General features: G+C 72.8%; 15 protein-coding genes. 14 read left to right on the forward strand and 1 reads right to left on the reverse strand.

Annotated features, from left to right (window positions below; translation table 11 throughout):
- Positions 1 to 32: 32 nt before the first annotated feature.
- Complete coding sequence (locus tag IF88_RS0122095; protein WP_030715083.1) at positions 33 to 1,781, reverse strand: fatty acyl-AMP ligase; 1,749 nt, start codon at positions 1,779 to 1,781, stop codon at positions 33 to 35.
- A gap of 946 nt (positions 1,782 to 2,727) precedes the next feature.
- Between IF88_RS0122095 and IF88_RS0122100 the strand changes: the two genes are divergently transcribed.
- From IF88_RS0122100 to hypD, 14 genes are all read left to right on the forward strand, one after another.
- Positions 2,728 to 4,452 (forward strand): hydrogenase maturation protein, encoded by a 1,725-nt coding sequence (locus IF88_RS0122100; RefSeq protein WP_037806628.1) that lies wholly within the window; start codon positions 2,728 to 2,730, stop codon positions 4,450 to 4,452.
- Between the two features lie 72 nt (positions 4,453 to 4,524).
- Positions 4,525 to 5,580 (forward strand): hydrogenase expression protein HypE, encoded by a 1,056-nt coding sequence (locus tag IF88_RS0122105; RefSeq protein WP_030715089.1) that lies wholly within the window; start codon positions 4,525 to 4,527, stop codon positions 5,578 to 5,580.
- 79 nt (positions 5,581 to 5,659) lie between these two features.
- Positions 5,660 to 7,444, forward strand: coding sequence for a nickel-dependent hydrogenase large subunit (locus tag IF88_RS0122110; RefSeq protein ID WP_030715092.1), 1,785 nt, complete (start codon positions 5,660 to 5,662; stop codon positions 7,442 to 7,444).
- Positions 7,441 to 7,968, forward strand: coding sequence for a hypothetical protein (locus IF88_RS0122115; protein ID WP_030715105.1), 528 nt, complete (start codon positions 7,441 to 7,443; stop codon positions 7,966 to 7,968). Before IF88_RS0122110 ends, IF88_RS0122115 begins: the two co-directional genes overlap by 4 nt.
- A complete protein-coding gene (locus tag IF88_RS0122120) occupies positions 7,965 to 8,624 on the forward strand; it encodes a DUF5947 family protein (RefSeq protein ID WP_234323641.1) in 660 nt (219 codons plus the stop codon). Before IF88_RS0122115 ends, IF88_RS0122120 begins: the two co-directional genes overlap by 4 nt.
- A complete protein-coding gene (locus IF88_RS0122125; protein WP_234323642.1) occupies positions 8,621 to 9,385 on the forward strand; it encodes a DUF6084 family protein in 765 nt (254 codons plus the stop codon). The genes IF88_RS0122120 and IF88_RS0122125 overlap by 4 nt, the downstream gene beginning before the upstream one ends.
- Complete coding sequence (locus tag IF88_RS0122130) at positions 9,382 to 10,824, forward strand: hypothetical protein (protein ID WP_030715113.1); 1,443 nt, start codon at positions 9,382 to 9,384, stop codon at positions 10,822 to 10,824. Before IF88_RS0122125 ends, IF88_RS0122130 begins: the two co-directional genes overlap by 4 nt.
- The gene (locus IF88_RS0122135; RefSeq protein WP_051837328.1) at positions 10,821 to 11,375 is read left to right on the forward strand and encodes a hydrogenase maturation protease; all 555 of its coding nucleotides are present in this window, start codon (positions 10,821 to 10,823) and stop codon (positions 11,373 to 11,375) included. The genes IF88_RS0122130 and IF88_RS0122135 overlap by 4 nt, the downstream gene beginning before the upstream one ends.
- Positions 11,372 to 11,476 (forward strand): DUF6893 family small protein, encoded by a 105-nt coding sequence (locus IF88_RS49615; RefSeq protein ID WP_420710994.1) that lies wholly within the window; start codon positions 11,372 to 11,374, stop codon positions 11,474 to 11,476. The genes IF88_RS0122135 and IF88_RS49615 overlap by 4 nt, the downstream gene beginning before the upstream one ends.
- A gap of 113 nt (positions 11,477 to 11,589) precedes the next feature.
- On the forward strand, positions 11,590 to 11,985 hold the full coding sequence (locus tag IF88_RS0122145; protein WP_030715119.1) for a hydrogenase maturation nickel metallochaperone HypA: 396 nt from the start codon (positions 11,590 to 11,592) through the stop codon (positions 11,983 to 11,985).
- 3 nt (positions 11,986 to 11,988) lie between these two features.
- Entirely contained in the window at positions 11,989 to 12,882 is an 894-nt protein-coding gene (hypB, locus tag IF88_RS0122150; protein ID WP_030715123.1) for a hydrogenase nickel incorporation protein HypB, read from the forward strand.
- On the forward strand, positions 12,882 to 15,281 hold the full coding sequence (gene hypF, locus IF88_RS0122155; protein ID WP_051837330.1) for a carbamoyltransferase HypF: 2,400 nt from the start codon (positions 12,882 to 12,884) through the stop codon (positions 15,279 to 15,281). The genes hypB and hypF overlap by 1 nt, the downstream gene beginning before the upstream one ends.
- On the forward strand, positions 15,250 to 15,585 hold the full coding sequence (locus IF88_RS0122160) for a HypC/HybG/HupF family hydrogenase formation chaperone (protein ID WP_051837332.1): 336 nt from the start codon (positions 15,250 to 15,252) through the stop codon (positions 15,583 to 15,585). The genes hypF and IF88_RS0122160 overlap by 32 nt, the downstream gene beginning before the upstream one ends.
- Complete coding sequence (gene hypD / locus IF88_RS0122165) at positions 15,582 to 16,724, forward strand: hydrogenase formation protein HypD (RefSeq protein WP_030715133.1); 1,143 nt, start codon at positions 15,582 to 15,584, stop codon at positions 16,722 to 16,724. Before IF88_RS0122160 ends, hypD begins: the two co-directional genes overlap by 4 nt.
- The last annotated feature ends 35 nt before the right edge of the window (positions 16,725 to 16,759 follow it).

Consider the following 16,759-nt stretch of genomic DNA (forward strand, 5'->3'; position numbering starts at 1 on the left):
TGCTTCCCCCTGTGGTTGTGCTGTCGTGCAAGTCAGCGCCTCGCGTTCCACGGATCGAGGCCGGCCAGGTACTCCTTCCGGGTCTCACCGCGCTGCAACTTCCCGCTCGACGTCTTGGGAAGGGTCCCGGCGGGCAGGAGGACGATGTCGCGCGCGGTCAGCCGGTGCTCCTGCATCACAGCGCGCCGTACGGCGTTCGCCACGCTCTCGGGCTCCGCCGCGTCCTTGCCGTCGGCGGCCTCCCGGCGGAGCTCGGCCGCGACCACGACCGTCTCTTCCCCGTCGCTCACCACGCCGAAGGCCGCCACGCATCCGGGGCGGATCGCGGGGTGCGCGCTCTCGGCGGTCCGCTCGATGTCGTGGGGGTAGTGGTTGCGGCCGCCCACGATGATGACGTCCTTGATGCGGCCGCAGACGAAGAGGCCGTCCTCGGTCTGGAAACCGAGGTCCCCCGTGCGCATGTACGGGCCTTCGCCGCTGTCGCCCAGCGTGGCCTCGAAGGCCTCGCGGCTGAGGTCGGGGCGCTGCCAGTAGCCGACGGCGACGCTCTCGCCCGCGACCCAGATCTCACCGACCTGTCCCGGAAGGCAGCGGATGTGCTTCTCCGGGTCGACGACGGCCACGTCCAGCGTCCGGCTGACGCCGCAGCTGACGAGCACGCGTGCGTCCGGACCGTCCTCCGGCACGATCTCCGCGAAACCGCGCTCCAGCTCGTTCTCGTCGAAGGAGCGGAACGTCCACGGCCGTGCGAGCGGAGCACCGCTCACCAGCAGCGTGCTCTCGGCGAGCCCGTACACCGGAATGATGGTTTCCGGACGGAACCCCGTGGAGGCGAAGGCCTCGGCGAACCGGATCATCGAATCCGCGCGGATCGGCTCGGCGCCGTTCGTCGCGACGGACCAGGAGGAGAGGTCCAGCGTCGCGCGGTCCTCGTCGGTCACTTTTCGCGTACACAGGTCGAACGCGAAATTGGGGGCCGCAGAAAGCGTCCCCCGGTACGTCGATATCGCGCGCAGCCAGCGCACCGGGCTCTGCAGGAACGCCACGGTGGGCATCAGAACGGAATGGATCCCCACCATCGCCGGCAGGATGATCATGGAGATGAGTCCCATGTCGTGATAAGGCGGCAGCCAGCCGACCACGACCGTGGACGAGTCGACCCCGAGCGACGTGCGGATGAGATCGATGTTGTGGGCCAGGTTGCGGTGGGTGACCATCACCCCCTTCGGCTGCCCGGTGGAACCCGAGGTGTACTGCAGGAATGCGAGGGAATCCGGATCCGGGGCCGCGGCGGACCATTCCGCTCCGTTTTCCTCCGGAATCGTGTCGACCGCCAGCCACGCCGTTCCCCGGATTTCCGGAATGGTGCGTGCCGTCGTCTCGATGAACGCCTGGATGTCAGCGGTGGTCAGCACGGCGGCGGGCTGGGCGTCCTCGGCGATGCCGGCCAGCCGCAGCAGTCCACGGGCGCGCTGCGCGGGGTGCGGGAGGTAGGCGGGAACCGCGACCACGCCCGCGTACAGGCACCCGAAGAAGGCGACGACGAAGTCCTGGCCGGGAGTGAACAGCAGGAGCGCCCGGGAGCCCGGCTCCACCTGTGCGCGCAGGTCCGCGGCGACGGCACGCGCCCTGGCGTCGAGCGCCGCGAAGGTGAGGGAGGGCTGCGCCTCCTCACCGTCGGGAAGGAAGGTGAAGAGCTCGTCCTGCGGAATGCGGGCGGCGTGCGCGTGCAGGGCGTCGACGACGGTGGCGTGGCGGATTTCGTCCAGGGCGGCGGGCAACGGCGATAATGATTCGTCAAGCATTCTCAGCCTCAATCAGTGCCGGAAGTTGATGCTCGCACCGGGTGCGGGCCGGTGGGCAAATGGCGAAAACGACACGCGACTCCAGGAGTGCGGTCGGCGCGAAATGCCCGTTCTTCGATCCGCCCGGGCGGAGTGCAGCAGAGAAAAAGTCAAGCCGGATATGGGGTACTGAGCAGTACTGGTCCAAACCTTAGGTGGGCCCGCGCTACCCGGTCAACTCGCATTGAATGGCCGGATGATGTCTGTGAATCGTGAGTGGGCCGTTGTTTTCGGCCATCCTCGAAAGGCCTCGAAGGACCGGTTCCGCACGCTGTCGTGGCTCCGAGCGGGGAGGACGACATCGGCGCCCGATGACCGTAGATGACGCTTGCTGAGCGAAAGTGACCGCTTGTGAGGAAGTCATCTCGCCAGTCTGGCGCGATATCTTCACAAAGAGTGGCCCTGTGCGTCCTGCTGGTGGCCACCTTCCTCGCGGTCCACCCGGCAGGCCTGGACTCCGCTGGCAGCACCTGGTGGGCGACGCGATGGGCGCGGTCGCCCTGCTGCTCCCGGCCCTGCTCAAGAACCCCGAGCGCCGCGCCGAACACGCGATCCAGCGCAAGCCCCACGCCATCGCCACCGCCCTCCTGGAGCAGCAGGAGGGGCGCGAGGCGAACGGCATCGAGGACCGTGGCCGGCGGACCGCCGCCCGCGTGCCCCGCGCCCGCGGGGCGAGCGGCACCCCCCACCCTCCCCGAGCGCGCCCCCTACGGCCGAGCGGCCGTCGTAAGGGGCGCTTTCGAGTGACATCGCCGCGCAGCTTCGGCCGCCGGGGCCGCGGAGTGCTCGACCATCTCAGGCGGCCGGTCATGTTCCGGTCACGCACGGCCGCTCCGGCCGGGCACCGCCGTACCGCGGCTCCGGGCCGCCGCTGGGAGATCACGTGTACGTCCTGCTCGTCGCGAGCGCGTTCAACAGCCTCACGCAGCGAGTCCACGCCGAGCTGCGCGACCACGGCCACCGCGTCGCGGTCGAACTCGCCCTGCCCGGCGCCTCCCTGCCCGGCGCCTCCCTGGCCGAAGCCGTACGCGGGCACCGGCCCGACCTCGTCATCGCCCCGATGCTGCGGACGGCCCTCCCCGAGGAGGTCTGGTCCGCCCACACCTGCCTGATCGTCCACCCGGGACCGGTCGGCGACCGCGGCCCCTCCTCCCTCGACCACGCGATCCAGGACGGGGAGACCCGATGGGGCGTCACGGTCCTGCAGGCCAACGCGGAGATGGACGCCGGCGACGTCTGGGCGAGCGTCGACTGCCCGGTGCCGCCCGTCGGCAAGAGCGATCTCTACCGCGGCGAGATCGCCGACGCGGCCCTGGAGGCCGTCCTCCTCGCGGTGGAACGCTTCGCCTCCGGCACCTACGTCCCACGGCCGCAGACCGGCGGCCGGGCCCGGCCCCTCCTGCGCCAGGAGGACCGCCGGATCGACTGGGCGGCGGATGGCACCGAACGGGTCCTGCGCGCGCTGCGCGCCGCCGACTCCCAGCCCGGCGTACGCGACGACCTGCTCGGCGGCGAGTGGTTCCTGCACGGAGGGCACCGCGAGGACCACCTGCGAGGCCGCCCCGGCGAGCTGCTGGCCACCCGCGCCGGCGCGGTCTGCCGGGCCACCGCGGACGGCGCCGTCTGGATCCCCGAGCTGCGCGCCCGCCGCCGGCCCGGCCGGCCGGCCGAGCCCAAACTGCCCGCGACCGTGGCCCTCTCGGACCGTCTGCCCCCGCTTCCCGAGGTGCCCGCGCCCCCGCACGCCGGCCCCCACCGCCGCACCTGGTCCGACATCGGCTACCACGAGGAGGGCCGGGCCGGCTTCCTGACCTTCTCCTTCCCCGGCGGCGCGATGAGCACCGCGCACTGCCGCCGCCTGCTGGACGCGTACCGGAGCGCCTGTACCCGCCCCACCTCCGTGCTGGTCCTGGGCGGCGGCCGTGACTTCTTCTCCAACGGCATCCACCTGGGCGTCATCGAGGCCGCCGCCGACCCGGCCGAGGAGTCCTGGGCCAACATCAACGCCATGGACGACTTCGTCGAGGCGGTCCTGACCACCACCGACCGCCTCGTGGTCGGCGCACTGGGCGGCAACGCCGCCGCCGGAGGGGTCGTGCTCGCCCTCGCGGCCGACGAGGTCTGGTGCCGCTCGGGCGTCGTCCTCAACCCGCACTACCGCCTGATGGGGCTGTACGGCTCCGAGTACTGGACGTACGTCCTGCCCCGCCGCGTCGGCCCCGGACTCGCGGAGCGCCTCACCGCCGAGGCCCAGCCGCTGAGCGCCGCCGCCGCGCACGGCCTGGGCCTGGTCGACCGTACGGTGCCCTGCGCGCCCGGAGAGTTCACCGGGGAGACGGAACGCCTCGCGGTCCGCCTCGCCGCCCTGCCCGCCACCACGGCCCGGATCGCCGCCAAGAAGGCCGCCCGCGAGCGCGACGAGGCGGACCGGCCGCTGGCCGCCTACCGCGAGGCCGAGCTGGCCCGCATGCACCGCACCTTCTTCGACCCGAAGGCCCCGTACCACGCCCTGCGCCGCGCCTTCGTGCGCAAGGAACGCGCGGTCGCCACCCCGCCCGTCACTGGACTGGCCGTACCAGACGAGGCGCCCGGACCGGCCTGCTGTTAGCAAGAAGGGTGAGGACGAGACAGGCCGCCTCTCCGCACCCCCTTCCCGACCCCCTCCCCGAGGAGGCATCCCATGGCCGCAGTGACGAAGGACCCGGTCGAAGACCCCCCGATCCACATCCTCTGGATCAACGCGGGACTGAGCTGCGACGGCGACTCCGTGTCGTTGACGGCCGCGATGCAGCCGAGCATCGAGGAGATCGTGACCGGCGTGCTGCCCGGTCTGCCCAAGATCGCCGTGCACTGGCCGCTGATCGACTTCGAATGCGGACCGGTCGGCGGCGCCGACACGTTCATCGAGTGGTTCTTCAAGGGCGAGCGGGGCGAGATCGACCCCTTCGTCCTGGTCGTCGAGGGGTCCATCCCCAACGAGAAGATCAAGCCCGAGGGCTACTGGTGCGGATTCGGCGACGATCCGGAGACCGGACAGCCCATCACCACCAGTGAGTGGATCGACCGGCTGGCCCCCAAGGCCCTCGCGGTCGTGGCCATCGGCACCTGCGCCACGTACGGCGGCATCCACGCCATGGAGGGCAACCCGACGGGCGCCATGGGCGTGCCCGACTACCTCGGCTGGGACTGGACCTCCAAGGCCGGCATCCCGATCGTGTGCGTACCGGGCTGCCCGATCCAGCCGGACAACTTCTCGGAGACCCTGACCTACCTGCTCTACCAGGCCGCCGGCTCGGCCCCGATGATCCCCCTCGACGACAAGCTGCGCCCGACCTGGCTCTTCGGGGCCACCGTCCACGAGGGCTGCGACCGCGCCGGCTACTACGAGCAGGGCCAGTTCGCCGAGACGTACGACTCCCCGCAGTGCCTGGTCAAGCTCGGCTGCTGGGGTCCCGTCGTCAAGTGCAACGTCCCCAAGCGCGGCTGGATGAACGGCATCGGCGGCTGCCCGAACGTCGGCGGCATCTGCATCGCCTGCACGATGCCCGGCTTCCCCGACAAGTTCATGCCGTTCATGGACGAACCCCCCGGCGCCAAGGTCTCCACCAAGGCCAGCGGTGCGTACGGGGCCCTGGTCCGCAAGCTCCGGTCGGTCACCGCCCACACCGTGGACGAGGAACCGAAGTGGAGGCACGGCGGCCGCAGCCTGACCACGGGCTACCGCCCGCCCTGGTGAGGTCCCGCTCCTCCCTCTCCCGAAGCGCACGCGCAGCAACTCCCGCTCCCCGCACCGAAGAAGGGTCACGGCAGACACGATGGCAGCGAACACGAAGGCGGCCGGCGACGGCAGCGGCCTGGTGGAGATGGCCTGGGATCCGATCACCCGGATCGTGGGCAGTCTCGGTATCCACACGAAGATCGACTTCAAGCAGAAGCGCGTCGCGGAGTGCTACAGCACCTCGTCGGTCTTCCGCGGCTACAGCGTCTTCATGCGGGGCAAGGACCCGCGCGACGCGCACTTCATCACCAGCCGCATCTGCGGGATCTGCGGTGACAACCACGCCACCTGTTCCGTGTACGCGCAGAACATGGCCTACGGGGTGAAGCCGCCCCACCTCGCCGAGTGGATCATCAACCTCGGCGAGTCGGCGGAGTACATGTTCGACCACAACATCTTCCAGGAGAACCTGGTCGGGGTCGACTACTGCGAGAAGATGGTCCGCGAGACCAACCCCGGTGTCCTGGAGCTCGCCGAGCGCACGCCGTCCCCGCACGCGGGGGAGCACGGCTACAAGACGATCGCCGACATCATGCGCTCCCTCAACCCCATCGAGGGCGAGTTCTACCGCGAGGCGCTCCAGGTCAGCCGCTACACGCGCGAGATGTTCTGCCTGATGGAGGGGCGCCACGTGCACCCCTCCACCCTCTACCCGGGCGGCGTCGGCACCATCGCCTCCGTCCAGCTCTTCACGGACTACATGAGCCGCCTCATGCGGTACTGCGAGTTCATGAAGAAGGTCGTCCCGCTCCACGACGACCTCTTCGACTTCTTCTACGAGGCCCTGCCCGGCTACGAGGAGGTCGGCCGCCGGCGCGTCCTGCTCGGCTGCTGGGGTGCCCTCAACGACCCCGAGTACTGCGACTTCACGTACGCCAACATGACCGACTGGGGACGGAAGATGTTCGTCACCCCGGGCGTGATCGTCGACGGCAAACTGGTCACCAACGACCTCACCGAGATCAACCTCGGCATCCGCATCCTGCTCGGCAGCTCGTACTACGACGACTGGCAGGGCCAGGAGCAGTTCGTCACCCAGGACCCGCTCGGCAACCCGGTCGACCCCCGCCACCCGTGGAACCAGCACACCATCCCGGCCCCGCAGAAGCGGAACTTCGACGACAAGTACAGCTGGGTGATGTCGCCCCGCTGGTTCGACGGCAAGGACCACCTCGCGCTCGACACCGGCGGCGGCCCCATCGCCCGCCTGTGGTCCACCGCCCTGTCCGGACTCGTCCACACCGACTACGTCCAGGCCACCGGCAACAGCGTCGTCATCACGCTGCCGCGCACGATGACCAAGCCCGAGACCCGCTTCGAGTGGAAGATCCCGAAGTGGAGCAACGCGCTGGAGCGCAACCGCGCCCGCACCTACTTCCAGGCGTACGCGGCCGCCATCGCCCTGCACTGCGCGGAGAAGGGCCTGGCGGAGGTCCGCGCCGGACGCACCCAGACCTGGGAGAAGTTCGAGGTCCCGGACGAGGGGCTCGGCGTCGGCTTCACCGAGGCCGTACGGGGCGTGCTCTCGCACCACATGGTGATCCGCGACGGCAAGATCGCCAACTACCACCCGTACCCGCCGACCCCGTGGAACGCGAGCACCCGCGACACCTTCGGCACCCCGGGCCCGTACGAGGACGCGGTCCAGAACACCCCGATCTTCGAGGAGAACACCCCGGAGAACTTCAAGGGCATCGACATCATGCGCACCGTGCGCAGCTTCGACCCCTGCCTGCCCTGCGGCGTCCACATGTACGTCGGCGGCGGCAAGACCGTGAAGACCATGCACGTGCCCACCGGCCTGAGCGGACTGGGCGGATGAGCGCGGTGCTGGACGCCGCCCAGGCGGGGCGCAGGGTCGAGGAGGTGCTCGACCGGATCGCCGCCACCGGCGACCGGGCGGCGTGCGCGGCCGCGGAAGAACTGGTGCGGGTCCTCATGGACTTCTACGGCGCCGGGCTCGCCCGGATCGTCGAGGGAGTGGGCAAGGGCCCGCTCGACGCGGTGCTCGACGACGAACTCGTGGCGAGCCTGCTCTCCCTGCACGGCCTGCACCCCGAGGACGCGCGCACCCGGATCGCCCGCGCCCTGGACTGCGTGGCCGACCCGGTGGAGCTGGTCGGCTTCGACGAGGGCACCGGCGTCCTGCGGTTGCGCCCCGGAGCCGCCTCCGGCGGCTGCGGCTGCGGCAGCGGCGGTCAGGACGCCGCCCGGCGGACCCTGGAGGACACCCTCGCCTGCTTCGCGCCCGAGGTGACGAGCGTGGAGATGGAACCCGCCGCGGCCCCGCCCCCCGCCCTCCTCCAGATCGGCACCCGGCCCCCCAGCCCGGCGCGGGTGTCGTGACCGGGCCCGGAATCCGTACGGACGGCCCGCGCGCCCCGCGCGGGCTGCGCAGGTTCGCGGGCCCGCGCCCGCCCCGGCCCGAGACCTGCGAACTGTGCGGGGTGATCGTGCCCGGGGAGTCCCACCGCCACTTGGTGGAGACCGAGAAGCGGACGCTGCTCTGCGCCTGCACCCCCTGCGCCCTGCTGTTCGACCGGCCGGGCACGGCCACCGGACGGATGCGGGCCGTCCCCGTGCGCTACCTCACCGACCCGGGCCACCGGCTCGACGACGGCGCGTGGGAACTCCTCCAGATCCCGGTCGGGGTCGCGTTCTTCTTCCGCAACGCCGCCCTCGACCGGCTCGTCGCCCTCTACCCGAGCCCGGCCGGAGCCACCGAGAGCGAACTCGCCCCGGAGACCTGGCAGACCGTACTGGGCACGGGCCGGCTCGCCGAGCTGCTCGAACCGGACGTGGAGGCGCTGCTGCTGCGCCGCTCGGAGGGCCGCACCGAGTGTTACCTGGTGCCCATCGACATCTGCTACGAGCTGGTGGGGCGGATGCGGCTGCTGTGGCAGGGCTTCGACGGCGGATCGGAGGCCCGGGCCGCGCTGCGCGAGTTCTTCGCGCAGGTGGAGCGCCGGGCCAGGGTCCTGGCGGAGGAAGGGGTCCGATGACCGCGATTCCATCGAGGCCCGCCGAGGCGGGGACGACGGCGACGGCGACGCCGGGGACGGCGGAGCTCGCCTTCGCCTGCACCGGCGTGCGGGCCGACCCCTACGCCGCCGGCCCCACCCTCGTCTTCCGGCTGCGCATCACCGCCGCCGGGGGAGCCCGCGTGCACGCCCTCGCCCTGCGCTGCCAGATCCGCATCGAACCGGCCCGGCGCGGCTACGGCCCCGCCGAGGCCGAGGGGCTGGCGGACCTGTTCGGGGAGCGCTCCCGGTGGGGGACCTCGCTCAAGCCCGTGCAGTTCGCCCAGGTCCAGGCCATGGTCCCGAGCTTCACCGGGGAGACCGAGACCGACCTGGTCGTGCCGTGCACCTACGACATGGACATCGCCGCGACCCGCTACTTCCAAGCCCTCGCGGACGGGGAGGTCCCGCTGCTGATGCTGTTCTCCGGCACCGCCTTCACCGGTGACGGCGGCTTCCGGGTCGAGCCGGTGCCCTGGGACCGCGAAGCCGCGTACCGGATGCCCGTGGCCGTGTGGCGCGAGATGGTCGAGCAGCACTTCCCCGGCTGCGGCTGGCTCCGGCTGCCCCACGACACCATGGACGAGCTGCTCGCCTTCCGCTCCCGCAACGCGCTCGCCTCGTGGGAGGCGACCGTACGGGCCCTGCTGGACGCGGCCGCCCCGCCGCCGCAGCCGCCCCCGCCGGGGGCGCCCCGGCCGGGTGCGGTCCTGCCCCGCCGAACCGGGAGGTCCGCCCCGTGACCGGTTCCCCGACCACGACGACCACCGCCGCCGAGTCCCGCTTCGCCGCCGCCCGGCAGGTGGCCGACGCCGTCCTCCTCGAGGGGTACGTGCTCTACCCGTACCGGGCCTCGGCGGCCAAGAACCGGCTGCGGTGGCAGTTCGGCGTGCTCGTCCCCCCGGCGTGGGGCCGCGCGCACGACGAGCACGCCTTCCAGCAGACCGAGATCCTGATGGAGCCGCGGGGCGGGGCGACGCTCGCCCTGGAGCTGCGGTTCCTGCGGGCGCAGCGGCGCACGGTCCAACAGGCCCTGGACGGCGGCCGATTCGAGGACGTGGCCGAGCTGCACCTGGACGACCGCGTGCTGGTCCCCTGGGACGAGGGCGTGGAGGAGCGGGTCGAACTGTCCGTCCCCGTCGCCGAGCTGGCGGCCGGGGAGGTGACCGTCCCCTTCCACCGCCCCGCCCGCGACGAGACCGAGACCGTCCTCGACGCCGACGGGCGGACGGTGGGCCGCCTGGTGCGGCGTACCGAGGAGGCCGACGGCCGCGTCCGGCTCCGGGCCACCGAACTCGACGGCGCCTACCGGGTGTTCAGACTCAGTGCGGTGGTGGAGAACACCAGCCCGTGGGCCCCGGCGGCCGGTTCCGGGAACGGCTCCGCCGACCGGGAGGCCGCCCTGCCGTACTCGCTGGTCGCCGCCCACCTCCTGCTGGGCCTCGACTCCGGCTCCTTCCTGTCCATGACCGACCCGCCCGAGTGGGCCCGGGAGGCGGTGGCGGCGTGCGTCAACCGCCACACCTGGCCGGTGCTCGCGGGCGAGCCCGGACGCGCCGACGTGGTCCTGTCCTCCCCGATCATCCTGGAGGACCACGCGGCCATCGCCCCCGAGAGCGCCGGCGCGATGTACGACGCCACCGAGATCGACGAGATTCTCGCCCTGCGCACGGCGGCCCTGACCGACCGGGAGAAGCGCGAGGCGCGCGGTACGGACGCCCGGGCGGCCGCCGTGATCGACCTCGCCGACTCCATGCCCCCCGAGGTACTGGACCGCCTGCACGGCGCCGTGCGCGCCCTGCGGGAGATCACCGGCCCGGACCAGCCGCCCCTTCTGACGGAACTCCCCTCCGAGGACACGGTGTTCAGCCCGGACACCCCCTGGTGGGACCCGGCACGGGCGGAGACCGCGGACCCGGCCCGTGACCGGATCACGATCGCCGGCGCCTCGGTCGGCCCCGGCAGCAGGGTCCTGCTCCGCCCCGGACTGCGGCGCACCGACGCCCAGGACCTGTTCCTCCAGGGCCGTGCCGCGTTGGTCGAGGCGGTCCTGCACGACGTCGACGGAGGGGTCCACCTCGCCGTCACCGTGGAGGACGACCCGGGCGCGGACATCCGCCGGGAGCAGGGCAGGTTCCTCTACTTCCAGCCCGACGAGGTCACCCCCCTGGAGGACGCGTGAGCGGCAGGGTCCTGATCGCGGGCATCGGCAACGTCTTCCTCGGCGACGACGGCTTCGGCGTCGAGACCGTACGGGCGCTGTCCGCGCACCCGCTGCCCGACGGGGTCGAGGCGGTGGACTTCGGCGTACGCGGGGTCCACCTCGCCTACCAGCTCCTCGACGGCTACGACACGCTCCTGCTCGTCGACGCCACCGCACGCGGCGGCGAGCCGGGCACGCTCTACCTCATCGAGGCCGACGGGAGCGAGGACCCGGGCGGCGCCGGCCCCGTGGGCGCGGCGCCCGGCGCGCCCGTCCTCGACGGCCACCACATGTCCCCCGACGCCGTCCTCGCGCTGCTCGGCACCCTGTGCGCCGGCACCGGCGCCACCCCGCCACGGCGCACGCTGGTCCTCGGCTGCGAACCGGCCTGCCTCGAAGAGGGCATCGGGCTCAGCGCGGCCGTGACCGCCGCCGTGCCGGAAGCCGTACGCATGGCCCTGGACCTGATCCGCACCCCGGCCCCCGACGAAGCCGGCGGCCTCCGCCGCGAACTGAGGAGAACCCCATGAAGAACGCCGTCATCGCAGGGGCCGCGGCCGCCGCCCTCGCCGCGGTCCTGGTCGTGGTCCTCCCCGACCTCAGGCGCTACCTGCGCATGCGCAGGATGTGACGCCGCTGCCCCAGCCGCGCCCGAATGGTGTACGGGGCGCGCCGCGCACCGGCGTGCCCGACCGTGACGACCCCGTCCCGCCGGTGTAATGAGCCCCGGCAGGACGGAGTCCCATGCACGAGATGTCCATCGCCATGGCCGTAGTGGGCCAGGTGGAAGAGGCGGCCCGGGCGGGCGGCGCGCGCGCCGTCACCTCCGTACGGCTGCGGGTCGGCGAGCTGGCGGGCGTGGTGCCCGACGCGCTGGCCTTCTGTTTCGAACTGGCCTGTGCCGGAACGGTCCTCGACGGCGCGACGCTCGTCACCGAGTCCGTGCCGGCCCGCGCCCGCTGCGCCTGCTGCCCCGGCACCTGGGCCGTGGGGATGCCCCCCGAACTGTGCTGCCCCGGATGCGGCAGGGCCACCGACGTGGAACTGCTGTCGGGCCGTGAGCTGGAGATCCTCAGCGTGCGCTGGGAGGACGGCCCCGCCGGTGCCCGTACCCGCGAACCGATTCCCGAGGAGGCCTGAACCATGTGCCGAGTGGTCGATCTGCGGCAGGCGGTACTCGCCAAGAACGACATGGCGGCCCAGGTCCTGCGCGCCGAACTCACCGCCCGCGGAACGACGGTGGTCAACCTGCTCTCCAGCCCCGGAAGCGGGAAGACGGCGCTGCTGGAGCGCGAACTGCTCCTCGCCCGTGAGCGGGGCGTTGCGGTGGCCGCGCTGACGGCGGACCTGGCCACCGAGAACGACGCGCAGCGGCTGGCCCGTTCGGGCGCACCGGTCAAGCAGGTGCTCACCGACGGACTGTGCCACCTGGAGGCCGGGATGCTCGGCCGGCACCTGGACGGCTGGCTGCCCGAGGACACCCGGCTGCTCTTCGTGGAGAACGTGGGCAACCTGGTCTGCCCGGCCTCCTACGACCTGGGGGAGTCGCTGCGCGTGGTCCTGGCGTCGGTGACGGAGGGCGAGGACAAGCCGCTGAAGTACCCGACCGCCTTCGGACTGGCCCAGCTGGTGGTGGTCACCAAGACCGACATCGCGCGGGCCGTCGACTTCGACGAGGCCGCCTTCCGCGCCCACGTCGAGCAGGTCAACCCCGGTGTGGAGGTGGTCCTCACCTCGGCCCGCGCGGGTGAGGGGATCGGCCTGCTGCTCGACCGGGCGCTGGCGGCGGGGGAGGGCGCCGGGGCGCACACGCCGGTCATGGCGGGCCTCCAGCAGCCGCACGACCACGGCCACAGCCAGGACCACGGCCACAGCCACGACCACGGCCACAGCCACGACCACGGGGACGGCCACGACCACGGGGACGGCCACGACCACGGGGACGGCCATGTGCACGCCCACGGGGACGGCCACGACCACGGTCACGGTCACGATCACGACCACCCGCACGTGCGTTCCGCCGCGCAGACCCGCTGATGGAGGCCGTGCAGCGCCGCCGCGTCACCGTCCGCGGCGTGGTCCAGGGCGTCGGCTTCCGGCCCTACGTCTACACCCGCGCGACCGGGCTCGGCCTCGCCGGGCACGTCACCAACACCCCCGAGGGTGTCATCGCGGAGGTCGAGGGCGCCCCGGCCGCCGTCCACCGCTTCTGCGAGCGGCTCGCCGCGGACGCGCCCCCGCTGGCCGTCGTGGACGCCGTCGACCACTGCGAGGTCCCGGTCTCGGGCGGCGCCGGATTCACCATCATCGCCTCCCGGACCGGCGGCCCCGCCCGCACCCTGGTCTCCCCGGACGCGGCCACCTGCGCCGACTGCCTCAGCGAACTGGCGGACCCGGCCGACCGCCGCCACCGGCACCCCTTCATCACCTGCACCCACTGCGGGCCGCGGTTCACCATCGTCACCGGGCTGCCGTACGACCGCGCCCACACCACCATGGCCCGCTTCCCGATGTGCGCCGACTGCGCCCGCGAGTACGGCGACCCCGCCGACCGCCGGTTCCACGCCCAGCCGGTCGCCTGCCCGGCCTGCGGCCCCCGGCTGAGGCTCCTCACCGGACAGCCGCCCCGCGAGACCCCGGGCGTCGACCCGGTCGCCGAGGCCCGCCGGCTCCTGGCGGCCGGGGCGATCCTCGCCGTGAAGGGACTGGGCGGCTACCACCTGGCCTGCGACGCCACCCACCCGGGAGCCGTGGCCGCACTGCGCCGCCGCAAGAACCGCGGTGACAAGCCCTTCGCCCTGATGGCCCGGGACCTCTCCGACGCCGAGCGGTTCGCGCACGTCGGCCCCGAGGAGCGCGAGCTGCTGACGGGGGGCGTACGGCCCATCGTGCTGCTGCGCCGGCGCGACGGCGGCGCGGCGGCTCCGGGCACCCCGGGCGCCCTGGCGGACGGGGTGGCCCCGCGCTGTCCCGACCTCGGCGTGATGCTCCCGTACACCCCGGTCCACCACCTGCTGCTCGGCCTGCCCGGCGACCCCCCGGGGCCCCGCCTGCTCGTCATGACCAGCGGGAACCTCGCCGGCGAGCCCATCGTCACCGACGACGACGAGGCCCTGGACCGGCTCGCCGCCCTCGCCGACGCCTGGCTCACGCACGACCGCCCCATCCACGTGCCCTGCGACGACTCCGTGGTGCGGGTCTGCGACGGCGAGACGCTGACCCTGCGGCGCTCGCGCGGGTACGCCCCGCTCCCGCTGACCCTGCCGCTGCCGGTCCCCCCGACCCTCGCCGTGGGCGGGGACCTGAAGAACGCCTTCTGCCTCGGGGCGGGGCGCCAGGCCTGGCTGTCCGCCCACGTCGGAGACATGGACGACCTCGCCACCCAGTACGCCTTCGAACGCGCCGAGCGCCAGCTGGAGTCCATCACCGGTGTGGATCCCCTGCGCCTCGCCGCCGACCGGCACCCCGGCTACCGCTCCACCCGCTGGGCTACGCGCGCCGCGGCCGGACGGCCGCTCGTGCGCGTCCAGCACCACCACGCGCACATCGCCTCCGCCATGGCGGAGCACGGCCTGGACGGCGGCCGGCCGGTCATCGGCATCGCATTCGACGGCACCGGCTACGGCGACGACGGGGCCGTGTGGGGCGGCGAGGTCCTCCTCGCCGACTACACCGGGTACACGCGCTTCGCCCACCTCGGGTACGTGCCGCTCCCGGGCGGGGACGCGGCCGTGCGGCGTCCGTACCGCATGGCGCTGGCCCATCTGCGGGCCGCGGGCATCGGCTGGAGCCCGGACCTGCCCTGCGCCGCCGCCTGCCCGCCGGACGAACTCCCGGTGCTGGAACGCCAGCTGGAGCACGGCCTGAACTGTGTCCCGACCTCCAGCATGGGCCGGCTCTTCGACGCCGTCTCCTCCCTGGCCGGCGTCTGCCACCGGGCGGGGTACGAGGCGCAGGCCGCGATCGAGCTGGAGGGCGCGGCCCTCGGGGCGGGCCCGGCCGGCCCCGGCTACTCCTTCGGACTGCGCCTCCCGCCCGGCCCGGCCGGCGGTGGTCCGGTCACCGCCGATCCCGCGCCCGTACTGGCCGCCGTGGTGGCCGACGTACGCGCGGGCACGCCCCCGGGGCTGATCGCCGCCCGCTTCCACACCGGCGTCGGCTCCCTCGTCGGCACGCTCTGCGCACTCGCGCGCGAGCGGCACGGACTGGAGACCGTCGCACTGACCGGCGGGGTCTTCGCCAACACCCTGCTGTCGTCCGCGTGTGCCCGCACCCTGCGCGCGAGCGGTTTCACCGTCCTGCGCCACGGCCGGGTCCCCCCGAACGACGGCGGTCTGTCCCTCGGCCAGCTCGTGGTGGCGGCCGCCGCCGACACCGCGCACCACCCACAGCAAGGAGAAGCCCATGTGCCTGGCGGTACCCGGCAGAGTGCTTGACATCGGGGAGAAGGACGGCACCCGCATGGCTACCGTCGACTTCGGCGGCGTGCAGAAGGAGGTGTGCCTGGAGTACCTCCCGGACCTCCAGGTGGGCGAGTACGCCATCGTCCACGTGGGCTTCGCCCTCCAGCGCCTCGACGAGGAGTCGGCGCGCCGGACCCTCGAACTCTTCGCCGAACTCGGCATGCTCCAGGAGGAGTTCGGCGACGCGTGGGAACAGGCCGCCGAAGCGGGCGGCGACCCATGGCCCTTCGCCGACGCACCCGCCGTCGCCGCGCCGCAGGAGGAGGTCACGCCGTGAAGTACATCGACGAGTTCCAGGACCCGGAGCTGGCCCGCCGGCTGCTCGACGACATCCACGCCACCGTGACCCGCCCCTGGGCGCTGATGGAGGTCTGCGGTGGCCAGACCCACACCATCATCCGGCACGGCATCGACCAACTCCTCCCGGACCAGGTGGAGTTGATTCACGGTCCGGGTTGTCCGGTGTGTGTGACCCCGCTGGAGGTCATCGACAAGGCGCTGGAGATCGCCTCCCGCTCCGACGTGATCTTCTGCTCCTTCGGGGACATGCTCCGGGTGCCCGGGACCGGCCGCGACCTGTTCCGGGTGCGGAGCGAGGGCGGCGACGTACGCGTCGTCTACTCCCCGCTCGACGCCCTGAGGGTCGCTCAGGAGAACCCGGACCGACAGGTGGTGTTCTTCGGCATCGGCTTCGAGACCACCGCGCCGCCCAACGCCATGACGGTCCACCAGGCGAAGAAGCTGGGCATCCGCAACTTCAGCCTGCTGGTGTCCCACGTCCGGGTGCCCCCGGCGATCGAGGCGATCATGCAGTCGCCCAGCTGCCGGGTCCAGGGCTTCCTCGCCGCCGGGCACGTGTGCAGCGTGATGGGCGTCGGCGAGTACCCGGAGCTGGCCGCGCGCCACCGGGTGCCGATCGTGGTGACCGGCTTCGAGCCGCTGGACATCCTGGAGGGAGTACGGCGGGCGGTGCGGCAGCTGGAGCGCGGTGAGCACACCGTCGACAACGCGTACGCGCGGGCCGTCCGCCCGGAGGGCAACCCGGCGGCCCTCGCCATGCTGGAGGACGTCTTCGAGGTCACCGACCGCGCCTGGCGCGGCATCGGCGTCATCCCCGACAGCGGCTGGCGGCTGTCCGCCCGCTACCGGGAATTCGACGCCGAGCACCGCTTCTCGGTGACCGGCATCAACACCCGCGAGCCGGCGGCGTGCCGCAGCGGCGAGGTGCTCCAGGGGCTGCTCAAGCCGCACGAGTGCGAGGCCTTCGGCACGCTGTGCACCCCGCGCAGCCCGCTCGGCGCCACCATGGTCTCCAGTGAGGGAGCCTGCGCCGCGTACTACCTCTACCGGCGGCTGGAACTGAAGACCGTGCCCGCCGCCCCGACCGCCCCGCTGGAGGCGAGCCCCGTTGTCTGACACCACACTCGACATCACGGCCTGGACATGCCCGG

The sequence above is a fragment of the Streptomyces sp. NRRL F-2580 genome (genome assembly GCF_000720115.1).
Lineage (GTDB): Bacteria > Actinomycetota > Actinomycetes > Streptomycetales > Streptomycetaceae > Streptomyces.

Bases quoted from the DNA above. Each gene is read 5' to 3' on its own strand.
- hypF (WP_051837330.1), top strand. From the start codon at position 12,882: ATGGAGGCCGTGCAGCGCCGCCGCGTCACCGTCCGCGGCGTGGTCCAG.
- IF88_RS0122145 (WP_030715119.1), top strand. From the start codon at position 11,590: ATGCACGAGATGTCCATCGCCATGGCCGTAGTGGGCCAGGTGGAAGAG.
- IF88_RS49615 (WP_420710994.1), top strand. From the start codon at position 11,372: ATGAAGAACGCCGTCATCGCAGGGGCCGCGGCCGCCGCCCTCGCCGCG.
- IF88_RS0122160 (WP_051837332.1), top strand. From the start codon at position 15,250: ATGTGCCTGGCGGTACCCGGCAGAGTGCTTGACATCGGGGAGAAGGAC.
- IF88_RS0122125 (WP_234323642.1), top strand. From the start codon at position 8,621: ATGACCGCGATTCCATCGAGGCCCGCCGAGGCGGGGACGACGGCGACG.
- hypB (WP_030715123.1), top strand. From the start codon at position 11,989: ATGTGCCGAGTGGTCGATCTGCGGCAGGCGGTACTCGCCAAGAACGAC.
- IF88_RS0122115 (WP_030715105.1), top strand. From the start codon at position 7,441: ATGAGCGCGGTGCTGGACGCCGCCCAGGCGGGGCGCAGGGTCGAGGAG.
- IF88_RS0122105 (WP_030715089.1), top strand. From the start codon at position 4,525: ATGGCCGCAGTGACGAAGGACCCGGTCGAAGACCCCCCGATCCACATC.
- IF88_RS0122110 (WP_030715092.1), top strand. From the start codon at position 5,660: ATGGCAGCGAACACGAAGGCGGCCGGCGACGGCAGCGGCCTGGTGGAG.